This is a genomic window from Ochrobactrum sp. XJ1 (assembly GCF_024701725.1).
Taxonomy (GTDB): domain Bacteria; phylum Pseudomonadota; class Alphaproteobacteria; order Rhizobiales; family Rhizobiaceae; genus Brucella; species Brucella anthropi.
Genome location: NZ_VDGD01000002.1, coordinates 488,897 through 512,987 on the forward strand (window position 1 = coordinate 488,897; position 24,091 = coordinate 512,987).

A 24,091-nucleotide genomic window follows, 5' to 3' on the forward strand; every position below is an offset into this window, starting at 1 on the left:
AAGAGCCTCGATAAAATGAATTGGCCGTTACGGTGAGGGGGTACCGCAACGGCCATGTCACTACACTCAAAGCGGCAGCCCGGAGAGGGGAATGAGGCTACCGCTAGCATCCGGCATCCAACGGGGGACGGGTCAGAAAACCGGCGACCGACGAACTGTCGATGACTGAGATTTGGCCTTTCAACTGTGGCTATTCAAGGGCACGGAAGATTACAAATCTGTAACAAACGTGTTACCGCGACGTGATGGGTTTTCTTTCACGTGGACGGATGTTTCTCCTGACACGGGAGTGGTTTTCTTTAGGCGTCATTTCCTCTAATTCTAGCTTATGAAAAAAGGCGATCATCTCTTTCTCGTTGACGGCTCGGGCTATATTTTCCGCGCCTATCATGCCCTGCCACCGCTGACCCGCAAGACGGATGGTCTGCCGGTCGGCGCCGTCTCGGGCTTCTGCAACATGCTATGGAAGCTCTTGAAAGATGCGCGCAACACCGATGTGGGCGTGGTGCCGACCCATTTTGCGGTCATCTTCGATTATTCGTCGAAGACGTTCCGCAATGAAATCTATCCTGAATACAAGGCCAATCGCACCGCGCCGCCGGAAGATCTCATTCCCCAGTTCGGCCTCATCCGTCAGGCAACGCGCGCGTTCAATCTGCCCTGCATCGAGAAGGAAGGTTTCGAGGCTGACGACCTGATCGCGACCTATGCCCGTATTGCCGAGCAGGCTGGCGGCGATGTTACCATCGTTTCTTCCGACAAGGATCTCATGCAGCTCGTGACGCCAAGCGTATCGATGTATGACAGCATGAAGGACAAGCAGATTTCGATCCCGGAAGTGATCGAGAAATGGGGCGTTCCGCCGGAAAAGATGATCGACCTGCAATCGTTGACCGGCGACAGCACCGACAATGTTCCTGGCATTCCCGGCATCGGGCCGAAGACGGCGGCGCAATTGCTGGAAGAATTCGGCGATCTCGATACGCTTCTGGCCCGCGCTTCCGAAATCAAGCAGAACAAGCGTCGCGAGAACATTCTGGCGTTTGCCGACCAGACGAAGATTTCGCGCGAGCTGGTTACACTCAAGACCGACGTGCCGCTGGATGTCGATCTGGACAGTCTGGTGCTGGAGCCGCAGAACGGCCCGAAGCTGATCGGCTTCCTGAAGGCTATGGAATTCACTTCGCTCACTCGCCGGGTGGCCGAAGCGACTGACACCGACGCATCGGCTGTCGAGCCGTGCCATGTGGAGACAGACTGGGGCGCGGACGCTCATGGTCCCGATGTCGATATTCCCGCCAAGGCTGATAATGCTACGTCGCAACCGACATCCGCTGTCGCTGCCTCGGATCAGGGCTACACGCCGAAGGCGCTCGCAGAAAAGCGGGCGACAGAGGCAACCGCACAGACAATCGATACGAGCGCTTATACCTGCATTCGCGATATCGCCACGCTGAAACTCTGGCTCGCAGAGGCGGTTGAAACCGGTGTTTTGGCCTTCGATACGGAAACGACGTCGCTTGATCCGATGCAGGCGGAGCTGGTTGGTTTTTCTCTGGCCTTGGCGCCGGGCAGAGCCGCTTATATTCCGCTCCAACACAAGTCTGGCACCGGTGATCTTCTCGGTGGCGGCATGGTCGAAGGACAAATTCCGCTGGATGAGGCGCTGGCCGCTTTGAAGATCGTGCTTGAGGATGCTTCCGTTCTCAAGATCGCGCAGAACATGAAGTATGACTGGCTGGTCATGCGCCGCCATGGGATCAATACAGTCTCGTTCGACGATACGATGCTGATTTCCTATGTGCTTGATGCTGGCACGGGCAGCCATGGCATGGACCCGTTGTCCGAGCGCTGGCTCGGTCATACGCCAATTCCCTATAAGGATGTGGCGGGAAGCGGCAAGAGCGCTGTCAGCTTCGATATGGTCGATCTCGACCGTGCTACGGCTTACGCGGCGGAAGACGCCGATGTGACCTTGCGCCTGTGGCAAGTTCTGAAACCGCGTCTTGCAGCTGAAGGGCTGATGTCGGTCTATGAACGTCTGGAACGTCCGCTGATCGATGTTCTGGCGCGCATGGAAGAACGCGGCATTGCCGTTGACCGCCAGGTACTGTCGCGTCTTTCCGGCGATCTGGCACAGGCTGCCGCTGCCTATGAAGACGAGATTTACGAACTGGCAGGCGAAAGATTCAATATCGGTTCGCCCAAGCAGCTTGGCGATATTCTGTTTGGCAAGATGAGCCTGTCGGGCGCGTCGAAGACCAAGACCGGTCAATGGTCCACGTCTGCGCAGGTGCTGGAAGACCTTGCTGCCGAAGGTCATCCGCTGCCGCGCAAGATCGTCGACTGGCGTCAGCTCACCAAGCTCAAATCCACCTATACCGATGCGCTGCCGGGGTTCATCAACCCCGAGACCAAGCGTGTTCATACGTCCTATGCGATGGCGTCCACTTCGACCGGACGTCTTTCGTCATCCGACCCGAACCTGCAAAATATTCCGGTTCGCACCGCGGAAGGCCGCAAGATCAGGACGGCCTTCATTGCCGAACCCGGCAACAAGCTGGTTTCTGCCGATTACAGCCAGATCGAACTGCGCGTGCTGGCCCATGTGGCCGATATCGCGCAACTGAAGCAGGCCTTTGCCGACGGCATGGACATTCACGCCATGACGGCATCCGAAATGTTCGGCGTGCCGGTAGAAGGTATGCCGTCGGAAGTGCGCCGCCGTGCCAAGGCGATCAATTTCGGCATCATCTACGGCATTTCTGCATTCGGCCTTGCCAACCAGTTGTCGATTCCGCGCGAAGAAGCAGGGCAATATATCCGCACCTATTTCGAGCGCTTCCCCGGCATCAAGGATTACATGGAGGCGACCAAAGCTTTCGCGCGCGAGAATGGCTATGTTGAAACGATTTTCGGGCGTCGTGCGCATTATCCCGATATCAGGGCATCCAACCCGCAGGTTCGTGCGTTCAATGAGCGCGCGGCCATCAATGCGCCGATACAGGGTTCCGCCGCCGACATTATCCGCCGCGCCATGATCCGCATGGAAGATGCGCTGGCGGAGCAAAATCTTGCCGCGCGCATGTTGTTGCAAGTGCACGATGAACTGATCTTCGAAGTGCCTGATAATGAAGTCGAAAAGACCATACCGGTCGTTCGTCACATTATGGAAAACGCGGCAATGCCTGCCGTCTCGCTTGCGGTGCCGCTGCATGTTGATGCGCGCGCAGCGCATAACTGGGATGAGGCGCATTAGAGCGCATTCCGAAAAATGTGAAACGGTTTTCGGGCCAAATGCGCGTCAAAAAGGACCAGAGCGGCGGTACGATTCAATCGGATCGAGTTGCGCTCAGAGGTTTGGCCGGTTGACCTGAGCGGTCCAACCCTATAGGGAAGCATCAATTCTGTTGCTTCGGTGGTCGTCAGGGGAGTCGTGGACAAGTGGGTTCACGACCAATGGGTATACGGCTTGAGAAGCTTTTTTCGTGAAAGTGGTTCATGTCTTTGCCCGAAACCATCGCTCCGGCTCTGTCCGGAGCATTAGCCGCTCGCGGTTATAATACACTCACCGCCGTTCAAAACGCCGTTCTGGCGCCTGAAACGCTTGATGCCGATCTTCTCGTTTCCGCACAGACCGGATCTGGCAAGACGGTCGCTTTCGGCCTCGCAATGGCCAACACCATCCTCGAAGACGAGCTGCGTTTCAGCGATGCCGGTGCGCCGCTTGCCATGATCATCGCGCCGACGCGCGAACTGGCACTTCAGGTTCGCCGCGAGCTGGAATGGCTTTATGCCGATACCGGCGCGCGCATCGCATCCTGCGTTGGCGGCATGGATATCCGCACCGAGCGTCGCGCGCTGGAACGTGGCGCTCATATCGTTGTCGGTACGCCAGGACGTCTGCGCGATCATATTACCCGTGACGCTCTCGACATGTCGGAGCTGCGTGCTGTCGTTCTCGATGAAGCCGACGAAATGCTCGACATGGGCTTTCGCGAAGATCTCGAATTCATCCTCGGCGAAGCACCGGAAGACCGCCGCACGCTGATGTTCTCGGCAACCGTGCCGAAGCAGATTGCCCAGCTTGCCAAGCGCTTCCAGAACGATGCACTTCGCCTCACCGTCCAGAGCGAAACCAGCCAGCACGCCGATATCGATTATGTCGCCATGCCGGTGCCGCCGCATGAGCGCGACCACGCGATCATCAATACGCTGCTCTATTACGATTCACAGAACTCGATCATTTTTTGCTCGACCCGCGAAGCGGTGAAGCATATGGCAAGCCGGCTTTCCAATCGCGGCTTTGCCGTGGTTGCGCTGTCGGGCGAATTGAGCCAGGCCGAACGCAACAACGCCTTGCAGGCAATGCGCGACGGTCGTGCCCGCGTCTGCGTGGCAACCGACGTTGCCGCGCGCGGCATCGATCTGCCCAATCTCGACCTTGTCATTCATGCCGATCTTCCGAACAATCCCGAGACGATGCTGCATCGTTCGGGGCGTACGGGTCGTGCCGGTCGCAAGGGCACCTGTGTGCTGGTTGTACCGTTCTCGCGTCGCCGCACTGCAGAGCGCCTTCTGCATATGGCGAAGCTCGATGCGCAGACGGTTCCGGCACCAAGCATCGCTGCTGTTCAGGCCAAGACCAATGAGCGTATTTTGAATGCGGAAGTCTTCAACCAGCCGGTTGAAGAAGAATATCAGGATCTCCTGAAGGCGCTGACCGAGCGTTATACGCCGGAACAGATTGCCGCCGCTTTCCTCAACCGCGAAGTGGCCTCCTATCCGGCGGCGGAAGAAGTTTCCGATGCACCGGTGCATCCGGTTGGTGGCAAGAAGCCCAGAGATCGTTTTGAAAAAAGCGAACGTTCTGATCGTGGCGACCGCTTCGAACGGGGCGAGCGTCGTGAGCGTGGCGAGCCGGGCGAACGTTTCGACCGCAATGCACACTTTGACGGCGTTTGGTTCTCGGTTTCTGCCGGTCGCAAGCATCGCGCCGATCCGAAATGGCTGCTCCCGCTCATCTGCAAGGCGGGCGATGTTTCAAAGCGCGATGTCGGTTCGATCAAGATTTTCGACAATGAAACCCGCTTCGAAATCACGGCTTCTAAGGCCGATGAGTTCCGCCGTTCGGTCGAAGAACGCGGCACCGGTGAAAAGGGTCTTGTGATCCGCACTGCCGTTGCAGGTGCAGGCGGTGACGCTGCTCCGCGCGAAGGCAAGGGCGGTTTCAAACCACGCGGCGACAAGTCCAAGGAAGGCGGCTTCCGGGATGGCTACAAGAGCGACGGCTATAAAGGCGACCGCTCGAAAGGCGACAAGTGGGACAAGCCACGTGATTTCTCCCGTGGAGACGACTTCAAGAAAGATGGCTTCAAAAAGGGCGGTAAAAAGCCTGAAGGCGGCGGTTACAGCAAGAAGCGTCGCGGCGAGTAAATAACCACGATAAAAGAAAAGCCCGCTAAATAGCGGGCTTTTCTTTGGGTATTATAAAACCCCGAGAAGCTTTCCGGCTTTTCGGGGTTTGTGTTTTTTAAACGTCCAGATTGGCAACGCTCAGCGCGTTTTCCTGAATGAACTCGCGCCGTGGTTCCACATCGTCGCCCATCAGGCGCGAAAAGAGTGAATCGGCATCGGTCGCATCCGTCACCTTGACCTGCAGCAGCGAACGCACGTTCGGATCGAGCGTGGTTTCCCAAAGCTGTTCGGCGTTCATTTCGCCCAAGCCTTTGTAGCGCTGCAGGGTCAGGCCCTTGCGGCCCGTCGCAAAGATTGCGTCGAGCAGGCCCATCGGGCCGGAAAGTGTCTCCACCTTGTCCTTGCGGCGCAGCACAGGCGGCTCGGCAAAGACCTCTGACAAACGCGAAGCCACGCGGTCGATCTGACGAGCATCGGCAGAACCGAGCAATGCCATGTCGAGAATCGCAATGTCCTTTACGCCGCGCACCATGCGCTCAAAGCGATAGCCGCCATCTTCTGTCACATGTGCTTCCCAACCACGTTCGGTTTCTTCCGAGATCATGTCGAGACGCTTTGCAACAGTATCGGCGGAACGCTGTGCGGTTGCATTGTCCCTTGATGCATCCGGATGCAGGAGCCCTGCGATGGCAGCCTGCTCCACCACGCGACGGTCATAGCGCGTGTGAAGACCCGCCAGAAGCTGACGCATGGTGCGGGCATCTTCCACCACCGAACGCAAGTCAGGCCCGGCGCGAACTTCGCCGCTTGCCATTTCCAGCGTGGCTTCTTCAAGACCTGTCTCAATGAGGAAGTCTTCGAAGGCAGCCTCGTTCTTGATGTATTGCGAGGACTTGCCACGCGAGACCTTATAGAGCGGCGGTTGGGCGATATAGATATGGCCGCGCTCGATCAGTTCCGGCATCTGCCGGAAGAAGAAGGTTAGCAGCAATGTACGAATATGCGCGCCGTCGACGTCAGCATCGGTCATGATGATGATCTTGTGATAGCGCAGCTTGTCCGGGTTGAAACCGTGCGTTTCATCCTTGCCGATTGATGTGCCGAGCGCAGTAATCAGCGTGCCAACCTGATCGGACGAGATCATGCGGTCGAAGCGGACGCGTTCCACATTGAGGATCTTTCCGCGCAGCGGCAGGATGGCCTGGTTCTGGCGCGAACGACCGCTCTTTGCGGAACCACCTGCCGAGTCACCTTCGACGATGAAGATTTCAGACTTGGCCGGATCGCGCTCCTGACAGTCGGCAAGCTTGCCGGGCAGGGACGTTACGCTCAGATTGCTCTTGCGGGTGATGTCGCGGGCCTTGCGGGCAGCTTCACGGGCAGCGGCTGCCTGAATGACCTTTTCAACCACGACCTTGCCACCAGCCGGATGTTCTTCCAGCCATGTCGAAAGCGCTTCGTTGACGAGGCTTTCCACAACCGGGCGAACTTCCGAGGAAACCAGCTTGTCCTTGGTCTGCGACGAGAACTTCGGATCAGGAACCTTGACCGAAAGAACGGCGGTCAGGCCTTCGCGGCAGTCATCGCCGGTCAGCGTCACCTTTTCCTTTTTGGTCATGCCCGAAGCATCGGCATAGCCCGTCACCTGACGGGTCAGCGCGCCGCGGAAACCGGCCAGATGCGTGCCGCCATCGCGCTGCGGGATGTTGTTGGTGAAGCACAGCACCTTCTCGTGGTAGGAATCGTTCCACCACATGGCGACTTCAACCGTCATGCCGTCTTTTTCACTGCGGATATAAATCGGCTCTTCCAGAAGTGATTTCTTGCTCTGGTCGATATATTTCACGAACTCCACAAGCCCGCCGTCATAGTGCAACTCATGCTCGACCACGTCCGCATGGCGGCGGTCGGTGAGCTTGATGCGAACGCCGGAATTGAGGAAGGCGAGTTCGCGCAGGCGGCGCTCCAGCGTATCGAAATCGAATTCGACCATGCTGAAGGTATCGGGCGAGGGCAGGAAGCTGACTTCCGTACCCGTCTCCGCACCGGCATCACCGGTTACCACGAGTGGGGCATCGGCCACGCCATGGGTAAAGCTCATCTCATGAATCTTGCCGGCACGACGGATCTTCAGCTTCAGCCAGATCGACAGCGCGTTCACAACCGAAACGCCAACTCCGTGCAGACCACCGGAAACCTTGTAGGAGTTCTGGTCGAACTTACCACCGGCGTGAAGCTGGGTCATGATGACCTCGGCTGCTGAAACGCCTTCTTCCTTATGGATGTCAGTCGGAATGCCACGACCATTATCGGTCACGGTGCAGGAGCCGTCCGGGTTGAGGGCGACGGTGACAAGCGTGGCATGTCCTGCCAGCGCTTCGTCGATCGCATTGTCCACGACCTCGTAGACCATATGATGCAGGCCGGAGCCGTCATCCGTGTCACCGATATACATGCCGGGACGCTTGCGAACAGCATCCAGGCCTTTCAGAACACGAATGGAATCCGCGCCATACTCGGCGGGGGCTTCGGAATTCATCTCGGGCATCTCGCTCATGAAAATCTTTCGAAAAACGCGCTGCGAATGCAGCTTCAAAGATATGTCGAATCACGCGACAAACATGGCTTTAATATAGGTGCTAAAGGCTTTTTTTCCAAATTTTGGCGGTAAATTTGCCGGGGATTCCGGCAGTTGGTTCATATGAGAACAGTACCGGTGCCGCTTGGCTTCTGGAACCGCCACAATTGACGCTTATATCGGGTTTGACGGGGGCGTTCTCGACCTGTTTTATGACGAAAGGAACGCTTGATGGAAATTGCGAACGTCATGAGCGAAAGACCGGTTCCATTTGTGCCGCCCGCACCGCGCCCGCGCGAAAAGCCGGTGGGGCGTTTCGAGATGATGCGCGTCGTCTACAAGAACCCGCTCGAGCTTTGGGGTGAACCTTCCTATAACGAGCGGTGGATTTCCGTCAGCTGGTTCGGCATGAAAACCATCATCGCCAATGATCCGGGGCTGATCCGCCATGTGCTGGTCGACAATGCAGCCAATTATCCCATGTCCGCCATTCGTCAGCGCGTGCTGCGCCCCTTGTTGCGCGACGGCCTGCTGACGGCTGAAGGCCAGGTGTGGAAGCGGTCGCGAAAGGCCATGGCGCCGGTTTTTACCCCGCGCCATATCGGCGGCTTTGCCGAGACCATGCGTAACCGCTCGCTCCAGTTCGTCGAGCGATACAAGACCCCCGGTACGATTACCGATGTCGCCCATGACATGACGCTCCTGACCTATGATATTCTGGCGGAGACGCTGTTTTCCGGCGAGATCGCAGGCGATCCAAACGATTTCGCACATCAGATCGACAAGCTGTTCGAGACCATGGGGCGGGTCGATCCGTTCGACCTTCTGGGGCTGCCCGACTGGTTGCCGCGTCTCACACGTCTGCGTGGACAGCAATCGCTTGGCTTCTTTCGTGAGCTGGTCTCAAACACCATCGGGCTGCGTAAAACGCGCATGGACAGGCAAGAAGACGTGCCGAGCGACTTCCTTACCCTGCTGTTGCGGGCCGAAGGACCAGACGGCCTGAGCCGCTCCGAGATCGAGGACAACATCATCACCTTCATTGGCGCCGGTCACGAGACGACCGCTCGCGCGCTCGGCTGGACGCTCTATCTGCTCGCCAAGGCGCCGCACGAGCGTGAACGTATCGAAACGGAAATTGACGGCTTTTTTGCAAAAGGCGGTCGGGATCTGCCGCCGCAGGAATGGCTGGCATCGCTGCCTTTCACGCGCGCGGCTTTTGAAGAGGCGATGCGGCTTTATCCGCCTGCGCCGTCGATCAATCGCGAGGCGGCGACCGACGATACTTATGACGATCTGAGAATCCCGAAGGGCGCGACCGTTCTGGTCATGCCATGGGTCATTCATCGTCATCGGCTCTACTGGAGCCAGCCGGACGCCTTCATGCCTGAACGCTTCTGGCCCGAAAACCGCGACAGGCTGGACCGTTTTCAATATCTGCCATTCGGTGCTGGCCCGCGTGTCTGCATCGGTGCAAGCTTTGCCTTGCAGGAGGCGGTCATTGCACTGGCCATCCTGCTTGACAGGCATCGTTTCGAGGTGCTGGAAACGACGAAACCGTGGCCGGTGCAGAAGCTCACCACCCAGCCGCAAGGCGGTCTGCCGATGAAGGTGGTGAAGCGTTAACTAGCTCTTGAGGCGTTCGGCGTGCCATTTCAGATGGTCGTCCATGAAGGTCGATATGAAGAAATAGGAGTGGTCATAGCCCTCGCGCATATTGAGCGTGATGGGAATGCCTGCCTTCTTGCAAGCCTCTTCCAGAAGCCACGGACGCAAGCCATCATCGAGAAAACCGTCTGCGGTACCCTGATCGACCAGAAATTCCGGGAACCGATAGCCGTCTTCGATGAGCAGCGTGGCGTCATAGGCGCGCCAAGCCCGTTCTTCCGGTCCGAGATATTTTTCCAGTGCCGGTCTGGACCAGCCTGCAGTAGAAGGTTGGACGATGGGTGCAAAGGCGGATGCTGACTTGAAGCGATCCGGATTCTTGAGCGCAATTGTTAAAGCGCCATGTCCGCCCATGGAATGGCCGGTGATCGCCTGTCGCGACATATCGAGCGGGAACTCGCGTCCCACCAGATCGGTCAATTCCTTCGTGATGTAGCTATACATCTGATAGTTTTTGGCAAATGGCTCCTGCGTGGCATCGACGTAGAAACCAGCACCTTTGCCGAACTGCCAGTTGTCCGGCTCATCCGGAATGTCATCGCCGCGCGGGCTTGTATCTGGGCAAATAACGGCAATTCCCAGTTCTGCGGCCATTTGCCGATATTCGCCTTTGTCCATGACATTCTGATGCGTGCAGGTAAGGCCGGAAAAATACCAGAGTACCGGTACCGGACCGTCTTTTGCCTGCGGCGGCAGGAAGACGGCAAAGGTCATGTCGCACTGGTTCGTCTCGCTTTTGTGGCGATAGACGCCTTGCGTTCCATCAAAGCACTTTGCAGTCGAAATCGTTTCCATGAAAAAATCCCAGTTTTGTTCAGCTTCCGAGCGCCACCGCGACATTGACGGAAGCGGCAACCAGCACGGTGTTGAAGAAGAAGGAGACGATGCTGTGCAGCAGCGTGACCTTGCGCATGGCTGGCGTCGTAACACTTGTGTCGGACGTTTGTGCCGTCATGCCGATGACATAGGCGAAATAGGCAAAATCCCAACCGGAAGGTTCAGCTGTTCCGGGGAATTCGAAGCCGCCGCGATAACGACTGGCATGGCTGGTGTCATCGCCAGCCGGTTCACCCGGTTGCCAATATACGTGCGCATAATGCAAGGCCGTCATCATATGAATGGTGAACCAGCCGAGTGGCACAGACGCAAGTGTCATTACGAGCGAGAACGTATCGGCCTTAGTTTCACTGTTGATGAGAATGAACAGCGAGACGATTGCGACGAGAACTGTTGCAAAGGTCACCAGAAAGATGATCCAGACAGGTTCGTCAGCGCTCGCAGCGTGCTTTTTCAGGAAGCTGGCAGTGAGCTTTGGCAAGGCAGATGCCGCCAGCCCCAGATAGAGCACGAAGAAGCAGTTTGCGCCGATGACCGGGGCAAGAGGGCTTTTGAGAAGCCAGGCGACGATAAATGCTGCGACGCCGCCAAGGGCGCCAAGATAGAACGACATATGGCGGCGCAGCAAAAACATCAGGCAACCGCTTCCCTTGGTTCCAACCTCATATCAACATGCGGAATGCCGTCTTCGAGATATTCGTCGGAAATTGCCACGAAGCCGAACGAGCCGTAGAATTTCCGTAGATGGCTCTGCCCGCCAAGTTCGACCGCCATGCCCGGAAAACGGTTATGAGCGAATTCGACAGCCTCTTTCATCAGGCGCTGGCCGAGCTTGTAGCCGCGATAATCCGGTGCCACGACGACGCGCCCGATTTTCACCGGCTTGCCAGCTTGTTCAGGTGGCAGAACTCGCAGCGATGCTGCAAGTTCCTCGCCGTCGAGAATGCGCAGGTGAAACGCCTCGAAATCCTTGCCGTCGATTTCCGGGTAGGGGCATTTCTGCTCCACCACGAAAACGTCCACGCGCAGCTTCAGCATCGCATAAAGCGCGCGCGGGCTCAGATTGTCGAGTTCATCCCATTGGGAAACGAGAAGCTTTTCACTCATCAGTAGACAATCACCGAACGGATGGACTTGCCTTCATGCATCAGGTCGAAGGCCTTGTTGATTTCATCGAGCGGCATGGTGTGGGTGATCAGATCGTCGATGTTGATCTTGCCGTCCATGTACCAATCGACGATTTTCGGCACATCCGTGCGACCGCGTGCGCCGCCGAATGCGGTGCCTTTCCAGACGCGGCCTGTGACCAGCTGGAACGGACGCGTGGCAATTTCCTTGCCCGCTTCCGCCACACCGATGATGATCGATTCACCCCAGCCACGATGGCAACATTCCAGCGCCTGACGCATGACGTCGGTATTGCCGGTAGCGTCGAAGGAATAGTCCGCGCCGCCATCGGTCAGGTCCTGAATGGCCTGCACCACCTTGTCATTGCCGACTTCGCGCGGATTGACGAAGTCGGTCATGCCGAACTTCTTCGCCATCTCGACCTTGGATGGATTGATGTCCACGCCGATGATCTTGTCGGCGCCGACCATGCGCGCGCCCTGAATGACATTGAGGCCAATGCCGCCAAGACCGAACACTACGACATTGGAACCCGGACGAACCTTGGCGGTATAAATCACTGCACCAATACCCGTGGTCACGCCGCAGCCGATATAGCAAATCTTGTCGAATGGCGCGTCTTCACGCACCTTGGCAACCGCGATTTCCGGCAGAACGGTGAAGTTCGAGAAGGTCGAGCAGCCCATATAATGAAACACTTCGCCGCCATCGCAGGAAAAGCGCGTGGTCTTGTCCGGCATCAGGCCCTGACCTTGCGTAGCGCGGATCGAGGTGCAGAGGTTCGAGCGCTGCGACAGGCAGGTTTTGCACTGGCGGCATTCCGGCGTGTAAAGCGGGATCACATGATCGCCCGGCTTGACCGAGGTCACGCCTGCGCCCACTTCGCGAACAATGCCCGCGCCTTCATGGCCAAGGATCGCCGGGAATTTGCCTTCGGAATCGAGACCCGAAAGGGTGTAGGCATCTGTATGGCAAACGCCCGTCGCCATGATTTCGACCAGCACTTCGCCAGCCCGTGGACCGCCAATCTCGACTGTTTCGATGGTGAGCGGCTTTTTCGCCTCCCACGCAACGGCTGCGCGTGATTTCATGACGATGTTTCTCCCTTTCAGTCTATCTTAGAGCAACGCACTCATTTGAGGTAGGTGCGTAGAATCCGCATGATTTCGTCGATTTGTGTATCGGGATCAGCTTTGGTTTCCTGCCCAAATGTCTCGCGAAAATGGCTTTCCAGCACTTCCGCCATCAACCCGTTGGCCGCACCGCGCAGTGCTGCAATCTGCTGCAACAATGCCGCGCATTCCGTGCCAGCCTCCACCGCACGCTCCAGCGCTTCGGCCTGTCCGCGAATGCGACGCAGGCGAGTCAAGGCACGCTTCTTGTCTTCCGGTGAATGCGGCATGGAAACTCCCGATTTCAGCGAAATCTATATACTCTAGGGGAGTATGTCAATTGTTGGTTGCCAGCCGCAGATGCAGGAGTGGATAGGGGCGTCCCTGGTCGTCTGTCTCCGAACGCCCGGTTTCGACAAACCCCATATGCCGGTAAAAGCCGACACCCTGCAGGTTCTGCTCGTTCACATCGACTGTCAGCGGACTGCCGAGCGTTTTTGCATGCGCTATCATCTGTTTGCCGATGCCTTTGCCGCGCTGATCAGGTGCGATGAACAGGCTATCGATATGATGCTCGCTCATGCCCATGAAGCCGACCGGCTTGCCAACGTCTTCAATAAGCCAGACTTCGACGTTCGGCAGATATTGCTCGGCCACCAGCTTTTCGATTTCCAGAAAATCATCGCGGCTCAGGAAGTCATGCGTAGCGAGAACGCTGGCGCGCCAGATTTCGGTCAACGCGGGCGCATCGGCCTTGTTCGATTTTCGAATATGGATCATGTGCGTTCCCTGTGTGATAAGCACGAAAGTGGAAGCCTTATCTGACGGAAATTATTTTGACGAGCCTGCCTGATCTTCCTGTGACACGAATTCTGCCTCAGCTGGATGAGGCATTGGCGCATCATGCGAGCGCAGTCCTTGTCGCGCCGCCCGGTGCGGGCAAGACGACACTGGTGCCTATTCATATGCTGAACGCGGACTGGCGCAAGGATGGCATGATCGTGCTGCTTGAACCGCGTCGTCTGGCGGCACGTGCAGCCGCTCGCCGCATGGCGCAGCTCCTGGGCGAGGAACCGGGTGAAACGGTCGGCTACCGGATGCGCCTTGAAAGCAAGGTATCAGGGAAAACCAAGATCCTCGTCGTTACCGAGGGCGTCTTTGCGCGCATGATCCTGGACGATCCAGACCTTAAGGGTGTCGCCGCAGTCCTGTTTGATGAGTTCCACGAACGCAGCCTCGATGCCGATTTCGGTCTGGCGCTGGCGCTGGATGTGCAGGCGGCACTGCGCGATGACCTCAAGATACTCGTCATGTCGGCGACGCTTGATGGTGCCCGTGTTGCTTCGCTTCTGGGCGATGCGCCGGTGATCGAAAGTGAGGGGCGCGCGTATCCCGTCGATACTCGCTATCGCGATCGCAAGACGGATGAACGGGTCGAGGACGCGATGGTGCGTGCTATCCGGGATGCGCTTGCAGATGAAACCGGCAGCATCCTCGCCTTCTTGCCGGGGCAGGGCGAGATTGAGCGCACGGCAGCAAACTTGGAAAAATTCCTGCCTGCCAATATCATTCTGGCGCCGCTTTACGGTGCAATGGAAGGCCGTGATCAGGATGCGGCGATCAAGCCTGCACCGACAGGCCACCGCAAGGTGGTGCTGGCGACCTCGATTGCAGAAACCTCTATCACGATTGATGGCGTGCGCGTGGTGATCGATAGCGGACTTGCACGCCAGCCGAAATATGAACCGGCCACGGGCCTCACCAGACTTGAAACCGTGCGGACTTCGCGTGCGAGCGCCGATCAACGTGCCGGCCGTGCGGGTCGTACCGAGCCGGGCATTGCCATTCGCCTCTGGCATCAGGGGCAGACGGCGTCGCTCCCCGCTTTTTCACCACCGGAAATTCTGGAAGCTGATTTGTCGGGCCTTGTGCTGGATGCGGCTGCGTGGGGTGTGACCGATCCGGCAACATTATCGCTGCTCGACAAACCGCCGGCACCTGCGCTCAAAGAAGCCAAGGCGCTGCTTATGCGGCTCGGTGCGCTGGATGAAGCGGGACGCCTGACTGCAGATGGCGAGGCCATGCGTGCGCTGGCCCTTCCTGCACGCCTGGCACATATGGTGGCCAAAGCTGGCAAACGTGGCGAGGCGCAGAAGGCGGCTGAACTCGCTGTGTTGCTGACCGAACGTGGTCTTGGCGGCAATGAAACCGACCTCGACACCCGCATGTCACGGTTTCGCAATGACCGTTCGGATCGTGCGCAGCGTGCAAAAGGACTGGCGAGGCGGCTTGCCGCAAATGTCCCGAACAAGGGTGAGGTGGCAGGCTCAAGCGTAGGTCGTATGCTCATTGATGCTTATCCGGACCGCATAGCCAAGGCTCGCGGGCAGATGGGGCAGTTTCTTCTGGCCAATGGACGTGGCGGCGAGGTCGATCCCGCTATCAGCCTCAGCAGGGCGCCATGGCTGGTGGTTGCAGATATGTCTGGAAGAGCGGGCCGTGCCCGCATTCTTTCTGCCGCGGAAGTTTCGGAAACCGAAATCCGCGCAGCCCTTGGTAACAGGATCGAAAGTGGACGACAGGTCGTCTATGACGCGGAAAAGAACGCCCTGCGGGCTCGTGAGGCTGTGCGCATCGGCGCGATTGCTCTCTCTGAAAAGCCGCTCGCCGCTCCTTCGGGAGCTGCCGCCGACGAAGGCGTGATTGCCGCCGTGCTTGAACATGGCCTCGATATTCTGCCATGGGGCAAGGAAACCGATATTCTGCGTCGTCGCCTTGGCTGGCTTCATCGCGGCCTTGGTGATCCGTGGCCTTCGATGGATAGCGACCATCTCATCGAGAGGCTGGACGATTGGCTGCTGCCCTTCCTGACGGGCGAAGCGCAACTTGACCGCATTCCGGGGCACGTGTTGAAGAACGGTCTGATGAGCCTTGTACCCTTCGATCTGCAGCGTAGTGTCGACCAGCTTGCGCCGACGCATTTCGAAGTGCCGACCGGATCGAATATTCCGATCCGCTATGACGCCGAAGAGCCGGTGATCGCAGTTCGTGTACAGGAGCTTTTCGGTCTTGGGGTGCATCCGGCCATCGCCAATGGCAAGGTGCCGCTCTTGCTGGAACTTCTTTCTCCAGCTCATCGTCCGATCCAGATTACCCGCGATCTTCCCGGCTTCTGGAAGGGATCATGGGCGGATGTGCGCGCCGACATGCGCGGACGCTACCCGAAGCATGTCTGGCCGGAAGACCCGGCCACTGCGGAAGCGACGCGTCGCGCCAAGCCACGCGGAACCTGATTCCAACCTGCGACCGGATAACGCAGTTCCGCTTGCGTTGAGACCCGACCTTGTCTCATAAGGAGCGAGTAGAGGGACTCATGCACGCAGAATTCGAGAATCGCGCTTCCAATCTTTCGCGCCGCCCGCGCCTGACCACGTTGATACGTGTGCGCTGGCTGGCCATCGCCGGGCAGACCGCCGCCGTCATGTTCGTGGCGCTCTATCTGCAATTTCCTTTTGCAGTCGGCATCTGTTTTGCTCTGATCGCCTGTTCAGCATGGCTCAACCTTTATCTGGCCTTCCGCTTTCCGACCAACCACCGGCTCAATCCGGCGGCGGCAAGCCTGGTTCTGGCGTTCGACGTTCTGCAACTGGCAGGGCTTCTTTATCTCACTGGCGGGCTGCAGAATCCTTTCATCATTTTGATGATCGTGCCCGTCATTATCTCGGCGACGTCGCTTTCGGCTCGTCATACGCTGGTACTCGCCTTGCTGGTGGTTGCCTGTACGTCGGTGCTTACCATCAGGCACGAACCGCTGCCCTGGTATCCGGGCGAAACGCTGGACCTGCCGTTTCTGTTCGTCATCGGCATCTGGTGCGCCATTATTTCGGCGCTCGGATTCACTGGCGTTTACGCCTATCGTATCGCCGAGGAAGCGCGTCAGCTGGGCGATGCATTGAGCGCTGCCGAACTTATTCTCCAGCGTGAACAGCATCTGTCGGCGCTGGATGGTCTGGCTGCCGCAGCCGCCCATGAATTGGGCACACCGCTGGCAACGATTGCACTGGTGGTAAAGGAAATGCAGCGCGCCCGCACCACCGATCCGGGCCTTGCCGAAGACATCGCCTTGCTCCATTCCCAGACCCAGCGTTGCCGTGAAATTCTTCAGCGGCTGACCAGTCTTTCCTCGGAGGGCGAGGAACACATGTCGCGCCTGCCGCTCTCCTCTCTCATCGAAGAGGTGATTGCGCCGCACCGCAACTTCGGTATCACGATTGACGTGCAGAAGACGGAAGGTCCGAAACCGGAACCCGTCACCCGGCGCAATCCCGGCCTTCTCTACGGTCTCGGCAATCTGGTGGAAAATGCCGTCGATTTTGCACGTGGTACGGTCAACGTGACCTGGGGCTGGACCGACGGTAATGTAAGCGTGACCATTCAGGATGATGGCGAGGGGTTCAAACCGGAAATCCTCGACCGTATCGGCGAGCCCTATATGACGAGTCGCGACAATACGCGGAACGGCGGCGGACTCGGCCTTGGTCTGTTCATCGCCAAGACTTTGCTGGAACGCTCAGGCGCGCATATCACCTTCCGCAATCGCAACAATCCCGGACAGGGCGCAGAAGTGAAGGTGGTGTGGCCGCGTTCAGCATTCACATCAGGCTGAAGAAGGATGCAGCATGACGATTCCGCTTGAAATCCAGAGGGCGACGGAGGAGTTCGACAAGTTTCTCCATACGGCTCGGGATGAGGCAGGGCTTGCTACACGCAATCAGGCCTATACGATGGTGGAAGCTGTGCTGCTCACCTTCCGCCACCGGTTAGAGGTCGATCAAGCGATTCGCTTTGCCACGATATTGCCACCCGTTCTTCGTGCTGTTTTTGTAGCAAACTGGGATATTGGTGAAGCGAAACAGCCATTTCTGAGCCGACAGGCATTGACCTGTGAAGTGCAGTCTCTGCGCAAAGATCATAATTTTGCACCGGATTCAGCTATTTACGATGTTGCCAAGGCGCTGCGTGCGCATATCGATCAAGTGGAGCTGGACAGCTTTCTGGCCGGGCTATCCGCCGAGGCCCGGCAATATTGGGCCATCTGAGCAAAAGACTGCGGCTTACGCACGATTTTGCTATCAATTCCTTGTGTCCATTTTTAAAAATATTATGAAAATACAATGGCTTGCATTGTTCCTGCGTATGGGCGAATGCTGAAATTGCTTCAACAATTCAATGGCTATTTGACTTTTTGACGCAGGGGTATCAATAAGGAAAGAAAAATACAGGCAGGAAGCACCCGATGGACGACTTGAAGCAGGAAGACACCGAAGCCATAGGCAACGATCCGACCCTCCTTCTGGTTGATGACGACAAACCCTTTTTGCAGCGCCTTGCCCGCGCCATGGAGAGCCGGGGTTTTCAGGTGACAACTGCGGAATCGGTTGAGGAAGGCATTGCTGCCGCCAAGGCCGCCGCCCCGGCCTATGCGGTCGTGGATATGCGGCTCGGGGATGGAAACGGCCTCGACATCATAGAAGCTATTCGCTCGCGCCGTGCCGATACGCGCGCCATCGTTCTCACCGGATACGGCAATATCGCAACTGCTGTGAACGCTGTTAAGCTCGGCGCAATCGACTATCTGTCGAAGCCTGCCGATGCGGATGAGGTCTTCGCAGCATTGACCCGCCGTCCCGGCGAAAAGGTTGCGCCGCCGGAGAATCCGATGTCTGCCGACCGGGTTCGGTGGGAACATATCCAGCGCGTCTATGAAATGTGCGAACGCAATGTCTCCGAGACCGCACGCCGTCTCAACATGCATCGCCGTACATTGCAGCGCATTCTGGCCAAACGCGCGCCTCGTTAACTTGGACAGCTAAATCAATCTATTTCTGTCTCGGGTACATCGAGACCCGCAAGTTCGGCGATTGTCAGGCGGGCGGCGCCCGCCCGCGCAAAGCGCAGCATCAACGCCTTTCGGGTTGCGCCGGGCAATTTATGTTCTGGCGCATCACGCATAATTTCCGCCCCATATCCATCAGAGAGAATGAAGCCGCATTCCTGCGGAAATATTTCGCGCGGCACCGCCGGATGAGTGGCGAAGAACAGCCGGTCGCAGTAAGCGCGATATTCGGGCCATTTGTGATCTGCCTTCCAATCCTCGATCGACGATTTGATCTCCACGATCCAGATTTCACCCTTGCGGTTGACCGCCATCAGGTCGGCGCGCCTGCCGGATGCCAGCGGCAGTTCAGGCAATGTTGCAAGCCCCATTTCCAGAAAAAGACGCTGCACGCCACGCCGCACCAGCATGGCGTTGTCCGACTGTCGGCCGTCGGAAAGAGGATGGGTCTGGTTGGGAATCACGATTGGCATGGGCGCATTTTGTGCGTGGATTCAGATCGAAACAATCGGAAAACTGGGACGAGCCGTACGAAAACCGCGCTACCAAGGCAAACATGGCCAAAAAATGTCTTATTCAAGGAATTTTCAATTTACGGTTAACGCCTGGTTAACAATACTACCGCATCTTCGACAAGAATGAGCGATTCGCTTCTATCTCCGGCCCATCGTGGTCCCATTGACGGAATGAACCAATCTGGGGGAATGCATGAATTCTCGCGTCCTTAAATTGACGACGGCTCTTTTTCTGGCAGGTGCATTGGCAGGCTGCTCGACCGTAGGCGGCACTTTCTATACTGCCTCCTATTCTTCGGTCACCGACGCTGGCTATGTCGTCCCGGCCATCCCGAGTGAAAAGATCCAGGCGCAATATCGCCGCCAGATCGTCAAATATCCAACGGACGAAGCCCCCGGCACGATCATCGTCGATACGCGGGAAAAGTTCCTCTATCTCATTATGCCGGAAGGCAAGGCCATGCGTTACGGCATCGGTGTCGGTCGTGAAGGATTTGAATGGTCCGGTACGGCGCGCGTCGCCATGAAGCGGGAATGGCCGACCTGGACGCCGCCTTCCGCCATGATCAAGCGCCAACCGGAACTGGCAAAATATCGCAACGGCATGGACCCCGGCCTGCGCAACCCACTCGGTGCGCGCGCTCTATATCTCTACAACAAGGGTGGCGACACGGGCTATCGTCTGCACGGAACGCCGGAATGGTGGTCCATCGGCAAGGCAATGTCGTCCGGCTGCATCCGCCTCATGAATCAGGACATCATGGATCTTTACGACCGCACCGAACAGGGTGCCAAGGTCATCGTGAAGCAGTAGGTCCAGATGATGACAGATATGAAAAAGGCCGCTTCAAGCGGCCTTTTTCTTTACAAGTCTCAGTAAGATCAGATCTGTTCGACCTGCTGCACTTCCGGCACGAAATGGCGCAGGAGGTTCTGAATGCCGTGCTTCAGCGTTGCAGTCGACGACGGGCAACCAGAGCATGCACCCTTCATGTTCAGGAACACGGTACCGTTCTCGAAACCGCGGAATGTGATGTCGCCACCATCCTGTGCAACTGCCGGACGAACGCGGGTCTCGATCAGTTCCTTGATGATCTCGACGGTTTCGGCATCGGCTTCATCGAAAAATTCTTCTTCGCCATGAGCGGGGGCAGCGTCTGCATTGCTGTTGCCAGCCATTGCAGGTGCGCCCGACATGAAATGTTCCATGATCGTGCCAAGAATGGCGGGCTTCAGATGCTGCCACTCGCCGTCTTCCTTGGTGACGGTGATGAAGTCATAACCGAAGAAAACACCGGTCACGCCCGGAACCGAAAAAAGCTTGGCTGCGAGCGGCGATGTGTTGCCCGCGGTGGAGGCATCGCGGAAATCGGCGGTACCTTCCGGCATCACGACCTTGCCGGGAAGAAACTTCAGGGTCGCCGGGTTGGGCGTGGTTTCAGTCTGGATGAACATGCCAGTTGTCCCGCTTTCAGATTTTGGAACGATTCTCGTAAGCGCAGATACTCATGGACGCAAGTGCTGTCCCGATGCTGCGTGTATCAGTTGTCATCAATATAGGGTGATTAGGTCACCGCATCAATGTCATCGTCGCTCATACCTGCCGGAATGACCGTAACCGGGATCGGGAACTGGGAGCGGCTGGCCAGCGATTGCACGAGAGGGCCGGGGCCTTCCTTGCCCGAACCGGCAGCCAGAACCAGAATGGCGATGTCCTGATCTTCTTCGATGAGGCTAATCAACTCCGAGGCGGTTTCGCCCTCACGGATGTTGATTTCCGGCTCGATGCCCTGGGCTGCACGCACAGTTGCGGCGAATTTTTCCAGCGCTGCGCGAGCACGTTCCTGCGCTTCGGAGCGCATGATTTCGCCGACGCCCAGAATTTGCTGGAAATCAGAGTCATCAATCACGAAAAGCAGGATGAGAGAGCCGCCCGTATTTTTTGCACGGCGCGCGGCATATGCAACGGCGCGCCCGCATTCGGGCGTCTCATCGATGACGGCAAGAAACTTGCGGCGGTGACCGGCTTCCCGGCTAAGTCGTTTTGATACCATGGCCGCAATTTGCCATCGGGATTGACCGTCTGCAAGCTGACATTTGGTAGGTACTTGAAGATCGGATGATGATTTTCAAGTGAAGAGCGGCGGCAGCAAAAATGTTGCCGCTCGCTTGATCATTGAGAAGTTTAGTTCTGCAGCCAGCCGACGATGTCGCGAACATGGCGCATGGTCTGTTCGGCAATCACGCCAGCCCGCTCACCACCGTCGCGCAGAACGCTGTCGATGTAAGCCGGATCAGCGACCAGACGGCGCATCTCATGAGTGATCGGCGAAAGCTTTGCCACCGCGAGATCGGCAAGCGATGCCTTGAATTCGGAGAACTGGCGTCCGCCGAATTCGTTGAGCACGTCTTCCTTCGATTGAGAGGAAAGTGCTGCATAGATGCCAACCAGATTATCGGCTTCCGGACGACCGGCGAGACCGTCGAGCTCGGTGGGCAGGCCGTCCGAGTCGGTCTTTGCCTTGCGGATTTTCTTGGTGATGGTCTCTTCGTCGTCGATCAGGTTGATGCGCGACAGATCGGACGGATCGGACTTCGACATCTTCTTGGTGCCGTCGCGCAGCGACATGATGCGCATGGCAGGGCCGGAGATCATCGGTTCCGTCATCGGGAAGAAGCCGGAAACCTGCTCGTCACCAACCTGCATATCCACGCCCACGCCGAGCGAAGCGATGCGATCCGAATAATCGTTGTTGAATTTCTGCGCAATGTCGCGGGTCAATTCCAGATGCTGCTTCTGGTCCTCACCCACCGGCACTGCGGTGGCGCGATAAAGCAGGATGTCGGCGGCCATCAGACTTGGATAAGCGAACAGGCCGAGCGAAGCGTTTTCGCGGTCCTTGCCTGCCTTGTCCTTGAACTGGGTCATGCGGCTCATCCAGCCGATGCGCGCGATGCAGTTAAATACCCATGCCAGCTCTGCGTGCTGCATGACGCGGCTCTGGTTGAAGACGATGCTTCTCTTCGGGTCGATACCGGCAGCAAGGAAAGCTGCGGTGACTTCACGGGTCGATTGCATCAGCTCAGCCGGATCGGGCGAAATGGTCAGCGCGTGCATGTCCACGACGCAATAGATGCATTCCTGCGTTTCCTGAACCTCGACCCACCGCTTGATCGCCCCAAGGTAATTGCCGAGGTGAAGATTTCCGGTCGGTTGGACGCCGGAGAAGACAAGCGGTTTGAACGTGCTCATGGCTTTATCCTAAAAAAGTTAGCCCCGCCGGTGGAGAGCGGGGATTTTGAATGCTGGTCTTTTCGCAGAGACGCAGCCGCCTTTCAAGCTTGAATTATTGCTCGCTTTCAGGGGCTTTCTTTGCCGTACCGCGCTTGATGTTGCGACGGATCATTCCCGTATTGGCGCCACCCAGACCGAATGCCAAACCGAAATAGACCACCATTGCCGCAACAACGATTGCGGTGACGGTTCCCGCCCGCAGGGCAAATGGCGCTGCGGAGGAAAGCTCGTAGGCAAAATGGCCGATGGCATAGTGGATTCCGAATGCCATGATCGCGGCAGCGATGAGGAGACGCGGAATACGGGTGAGCAGCGGAATATCCCGTCCCCAATGGCCGCGCTTCACGAGCATGGCGAACAGCAGGATAGCGTTGACCCATCCGGCAACGATTTCAGCCGTGGCGATGCCGGTCGGACCGAAATGCGGGAAAAGCGTGATGGCGAGCGAGACGTTCACCGCCACCGAAATGGCAGCGAAGATCATCGGTGTGCGGGTGTCTTCGCGGGCAAAGAAACCGGGAATGAACGCCTTGATCAGCACGAACGCGGGCAGGCCGAGGCCGTAGATGGCCAGAATATTGGAAACGACAAGCGTGGAATCCGGGCTGAACTTGCCGCGTTCGAACAGAAGCCGGACGATAGGTTCCGACATGACCAGAAGAGCGGCAGCGGCTGGCAACGTCAGAAACAAGGTGAACTCGACTGAGCGGTTTTGAAGGTTCGACGCTTCTTTCATGTGCCCGCCACGCAGCGCGCGTGACAGTTCCGGGAGAAGCACGGTTGCGACGGCGATGCCGACGACGCCGAGCGGAAGCTGATAGATGCGGTCCGCATAGACGAGCGACGATACCGCGCCTTCCATGCCGGATGCGATATTGGTGTTGATGAGCAGGTTGATCTGCGTGATGCCGCCGGTGATCGCTGCGGGCAGTGCCAGCACGAGAAGCCGTTTGACGTTCGAGGTCAGGCGTGGACGGCGGAAGCCGATCTTGATGCCTGCATTGCGCACGGCAATCCACACGATGGCAAGCTGGACCAGACCTGCAGCCATCACGCCCCACGAAAGGCCATAGCCGACCGAAAGCGCGTCATAGCCACGCCACCACGCGAAAGCCAGAACCCCGATCAGGATTATATTGAGGAATACCGGCGCAATGGCCGCTGCAAAATAGCGATGCAGCGAATTCAGCATCCCGCCCATCATCGCCGCCAGCGACATACAGGCGAGATAGGGGAACATGATAACGGCGAGACGCACCGTATTGTCGAACTTCACCGGATCGTCGGTGAAACCCGGTGCAATTATCGTCCGTACGATGAAGGGCATCGAAAGTTCCATCACGATGGTCAGGAACAGAAGCACCGTGAAGAGAACGCCGAATACTTCTTCGGAAAAACGGCGCGCGCCGTCCATGCCGTTCTTTTCGATTTCCTTGGCAAAAAGCGGCACGAAGGCTGAATTGAACGCGCCTTCGGCAAAGAGCCGGCGAAAGGTGTTCGGGAACCGGAAAGCGGCATTGAAGGCGTCGGCTACCGGACCGGTGCCGAGCGCTGCCGCCATGAACATCTCGCGTGTGAAGCCGAAAATGCGGCTCATCAGCGTTCCGGACGCGACCGTGGCGAACTTTTTGACCAAACTCATTT

Annotated in this window: 20 protein-coding genes; 8 read left to right on the top strand and 12 right to left on the bottom strand. The window is 57.6% G+C overall.

Annotated features, from left to right (window positions below):
- The first annotated feature begins 328 nt into the window (after window positions 1-328).
- Window positions 329-3,259 carry a DNA polymerase I gene (gene polA / locus FG152_RS05140; protein ID WP_454502826.1) on the top strand — a complete coding sequence of 977 codons (2,931 nt, stop codon included), beginning with the start codon at window positions 329-331 and terminating at the stop codon, window positions 3,257-3,259.
- A gap of 242 nt (window positions 3,260-3,501) precedes the next feature.
- Entirely contained in the window at window positions 3,502-5,436 is a 1,935-nt protein-coding gene (locus tag FG152_RS05145; RefSeq protein ID WP_029925954.1) for a DEAD/DEAH box helicase, read from the top strand.
- 97 nt (window positions 5,437-5,533) lie between these two features.
- On the opposite strand, the gene gyrB is transcribed toward FG152_RS05145, so the two are convergent.
- A complete protein-coding gene (gene gyrB, locus FG152_RS05150; protein WP_010657975.1) occupies window positions 5,534-7,975 on the bottom strand; it encodes a DNA topoisomerase (ATP-hydrolyzing) subunit B in 2,442 nt (813 codons plus the stop codon).
- Window positions 7,976-8,227: 252 nt separating this feature from the next.
- Between gyrB and FG152_RS05155 the strand changes: the two genes are divergently transcribed.
- The gene (locus FG152_RS05155) at window positions 8,228-9,622 is read left to right on the top strand and encodes a cytochrome P450 (protein ID WP_192799888.1); all 1,395 of its coding nucleotides are present in this window, start codon (window positions 8,228-8,230) and stop codon (window positions 9,620-9,622) included.
- Here FG152_RS05155 and fghA read toward each other — a convergent pair whose 3' ends face one another.
- From fghA to FG152_RS05185, 6 genes are read right to left on the bottom strand one after another with little or no spacing between them, the layout of a single operon-like run.
- The gene (gene fghA / locus FG152_RS05160) at window positions 9,623-10,459 is read right to left on the bottom strand and encodes an S-formylglutathione hydrolase (protein ID WP_029925950.1); all 837 of its coding nucleotides are present in this window, start codon (window positions 10,457-10,459) and stop codon (window positions 9,623-9,625) included. It abuts the gene before it with no gap.
- A 19-nt stretch (window positions 10,460-10,478) separates the two neighbouring features.
- Entirely contained in the window at window positions 10,479-11,135 is a 657-nt protein-coding gene (locus tag FG152_RS05165) for a DUF1345 domain-containing protein (RefSeq protein ID WP_029925947.1), read from the bottom strand.
- Window positions 11,135-11,608, bottom strand: coding sequence for a GNAT family N-acetyltransferase (locus FG152_RS05170; RefSeq protein ID WP_029925946.1), 474 nt, complete (start codon window positions 11,606-11,608; stop codon window positions 11,135-11,137). The genes FG152_RS05165 and FG152_RS05170 overlap by 1 nt, the downstream gene beginning before the upstream one ends.
- On the bottom strand, window positions 11,608-12,720 hold the full coding sequence (locus tag FG152_RS05175; RefSeq protein WP_029925944.1) for an S-(hydroxymethyl)glutathione dehydrogenase/class III alcohol dehydrogenase: 1,113 nt from the start codon (window positions 12,718-12,720) through the stop codon (window positions 11,608-11,610). Before FG152_RS05175 ends, FG152_RS05170 begins: the two co-directional genes overlap by 1 nt.
- 41 nt (window positions 12,721-12,761) lie before the next feature.
- Complete coding sequence (locus FG152_RS05180) at window positions 12,762-13,031, bottom strand: metal/formaldehyde-sensitive transcriptional repressor (RefSeq protein WP_010657981.1); 270 nt, start codon at window positions 13,029-13,031, stop codon at window positions 12,762-12,764.
- 46 nt (window positions 13,032-13,077) lie between these two features.
- Window positions 13,078-13,521 (bottom strand): acetyltransferase, encoded by a 444-nt coding sequence (locus tag FG152_RS05185; protein ID WP_029925943.1) that lies wholly within the window; start codon window positions 13,519-13,521, stop codon window positions 13,078-13,080.
- A gap of 56 nt (window positions 13,522-13,577) precedes the next feature.
- On the opposite strand from FG152_RS05185, the gene hrpB reads away from it, so the two are divergent.
- From hrpB to regA, 4 genes are all read left to right on the top strand, one after another.
- The gene (gene hrpB, locus FG152_RS05190; RefSeq protein WP_029925941.1) at window positions 13,578-16,034 is read left to right on the top strand and encodes an ATP-dependent helicase HrpB; all 2,457 of its coding nucleotides are present in this window, start codon (window positions 13,578-13,580) and stop codon (window positions 16,032-16,034) included.
- 80 nt (window positions 16,035-16,114) lie between these two features.
- Window positions 16,115-17,407, top strand: a complete 1,293-nt coding sequence (locus FG152_RS05195; protein ID WP_010657984.1) for an ActS/PrrB/RegB family redox-sensitive histidine kinase — start codon at window positions 16,115-16,117, stop codon at window positions 17,405-17,407.
- A gap of 13 nt (window positions 17,408-17,420) precedes the next feature.
- Window positions 17,421-17,840 carry a DUF2267 domain-containing protein gene (locus tag FG152_RS05200; RefSeq protein ID WP_029925939.1) on the top strand — a complete coding sequence of 140 codons (420 nt, stop codon included), beginning with the start codon at window positions 17,421-17,423 and terminating at the stop codon, window positions 17,838-17,840.
- A 197-nt stretch (window positions 17,841-18,037) separates the two neighbouring features.
- Window positions 18,038-18,601, top strand: coding sequence for a global response regulator transcription factor RegA (gene regA, locus FG152_RS05205; RefSeq protein WP_006465866.1), 564 nt, complete (start codon window positions 18,038-18,040; stop codon window positions 18,599-18,601).
- A 14-nt stretch (window positions 18,602-18,615) separates the two neighbouring features.
- Here regA and FG152_RS05210 read toward each other — a convergent pair whose 3' ends face one another.
- Window positions 18,616-19,110, bottom strand: a complete 495-nt coding sequence (locus FG152_RS05210) for an MmcB family DNA repair protein (RefSeq protein WP_010657986.1) — start codon at window positions 19,108-19,110, stop codon at window positions 18,616-18,618.
- Between the two features lie 235 nt (window positions 19,111-19,345).
- On the opposite strand from FG152_RS05210, the gene FG152_RS05215 reads away from it, so the two are divergent.
- Window positions 19,346-19,966: a L,D-transpeptidase gene (locus tag FG152_RS05215; RefSeq protein WP_010657987.1), complete on the top strand. Its 621-nt coding sequence runs from the start codon at window positions 19,346-19,348 to the stop codon at window positions 19,964-19,966.
- 68 nt (window positions 19,967-20,034) lie between these two features.
- Here the strand turns inward: FG152_RS05215 and FG152_RS05220 are convergent, their stop codons facing one another.
- From FG152_RS05220 to murJ, 4 genes are all read right to left on the bottom strand, one after another.
- On the bottom strand, window positions 20,035-20,607 hold the full coding sequence (locus tag FG152_RS05220; RefSeq protein ID WP_454502828.1) for a NifU family protein: 573 nt from the start codon (window positions 20,605-20,607) through the stop codon (window positions 20,035-20,037).
- Between the two features lie 110 nt (window positions 20,608-20,717).
- Window positions 20,718-21,206, bottom strand: a complete 489-nt coding sequence (locus FG152_RS05225; RefSeq protein WP_010657989.1) for a universal stress protein — start codon at window positions 21,204-21,206, stop codon at window positions 20,718-20,720.
- 131 nt (window positions 21,207-21,337) lie between these two features.
- Window positions 21,338-22,405 (bottom strand): tryptophan--tRNA ligase, encoded by a 1,068-nt coding sequence (trpS, locus tag FG152_RS05230; RefSeq protein ID WP_010657990.1) that lies wholly within the window; start codon window positions 22,403-22,405, stop codon window positions 21,338-21,340.
- Between the two features lie 94 nt (window positions 22,406-22,499).
- Window positions 22,500-24,089: a murein biosynthesis integral membrane protein MurJ gene (gene murJ / locus FG152_RS05235; protein WP_029925937.1), complete on the bottom strand. Its 1,590-nt coding sequence runs from the start codon at window positions 24,087-24,089 to the stop codon at window positions 22,500-22,502.
- Window positions 24,090-24,091 lie beyond the last annotated feature (2 nt).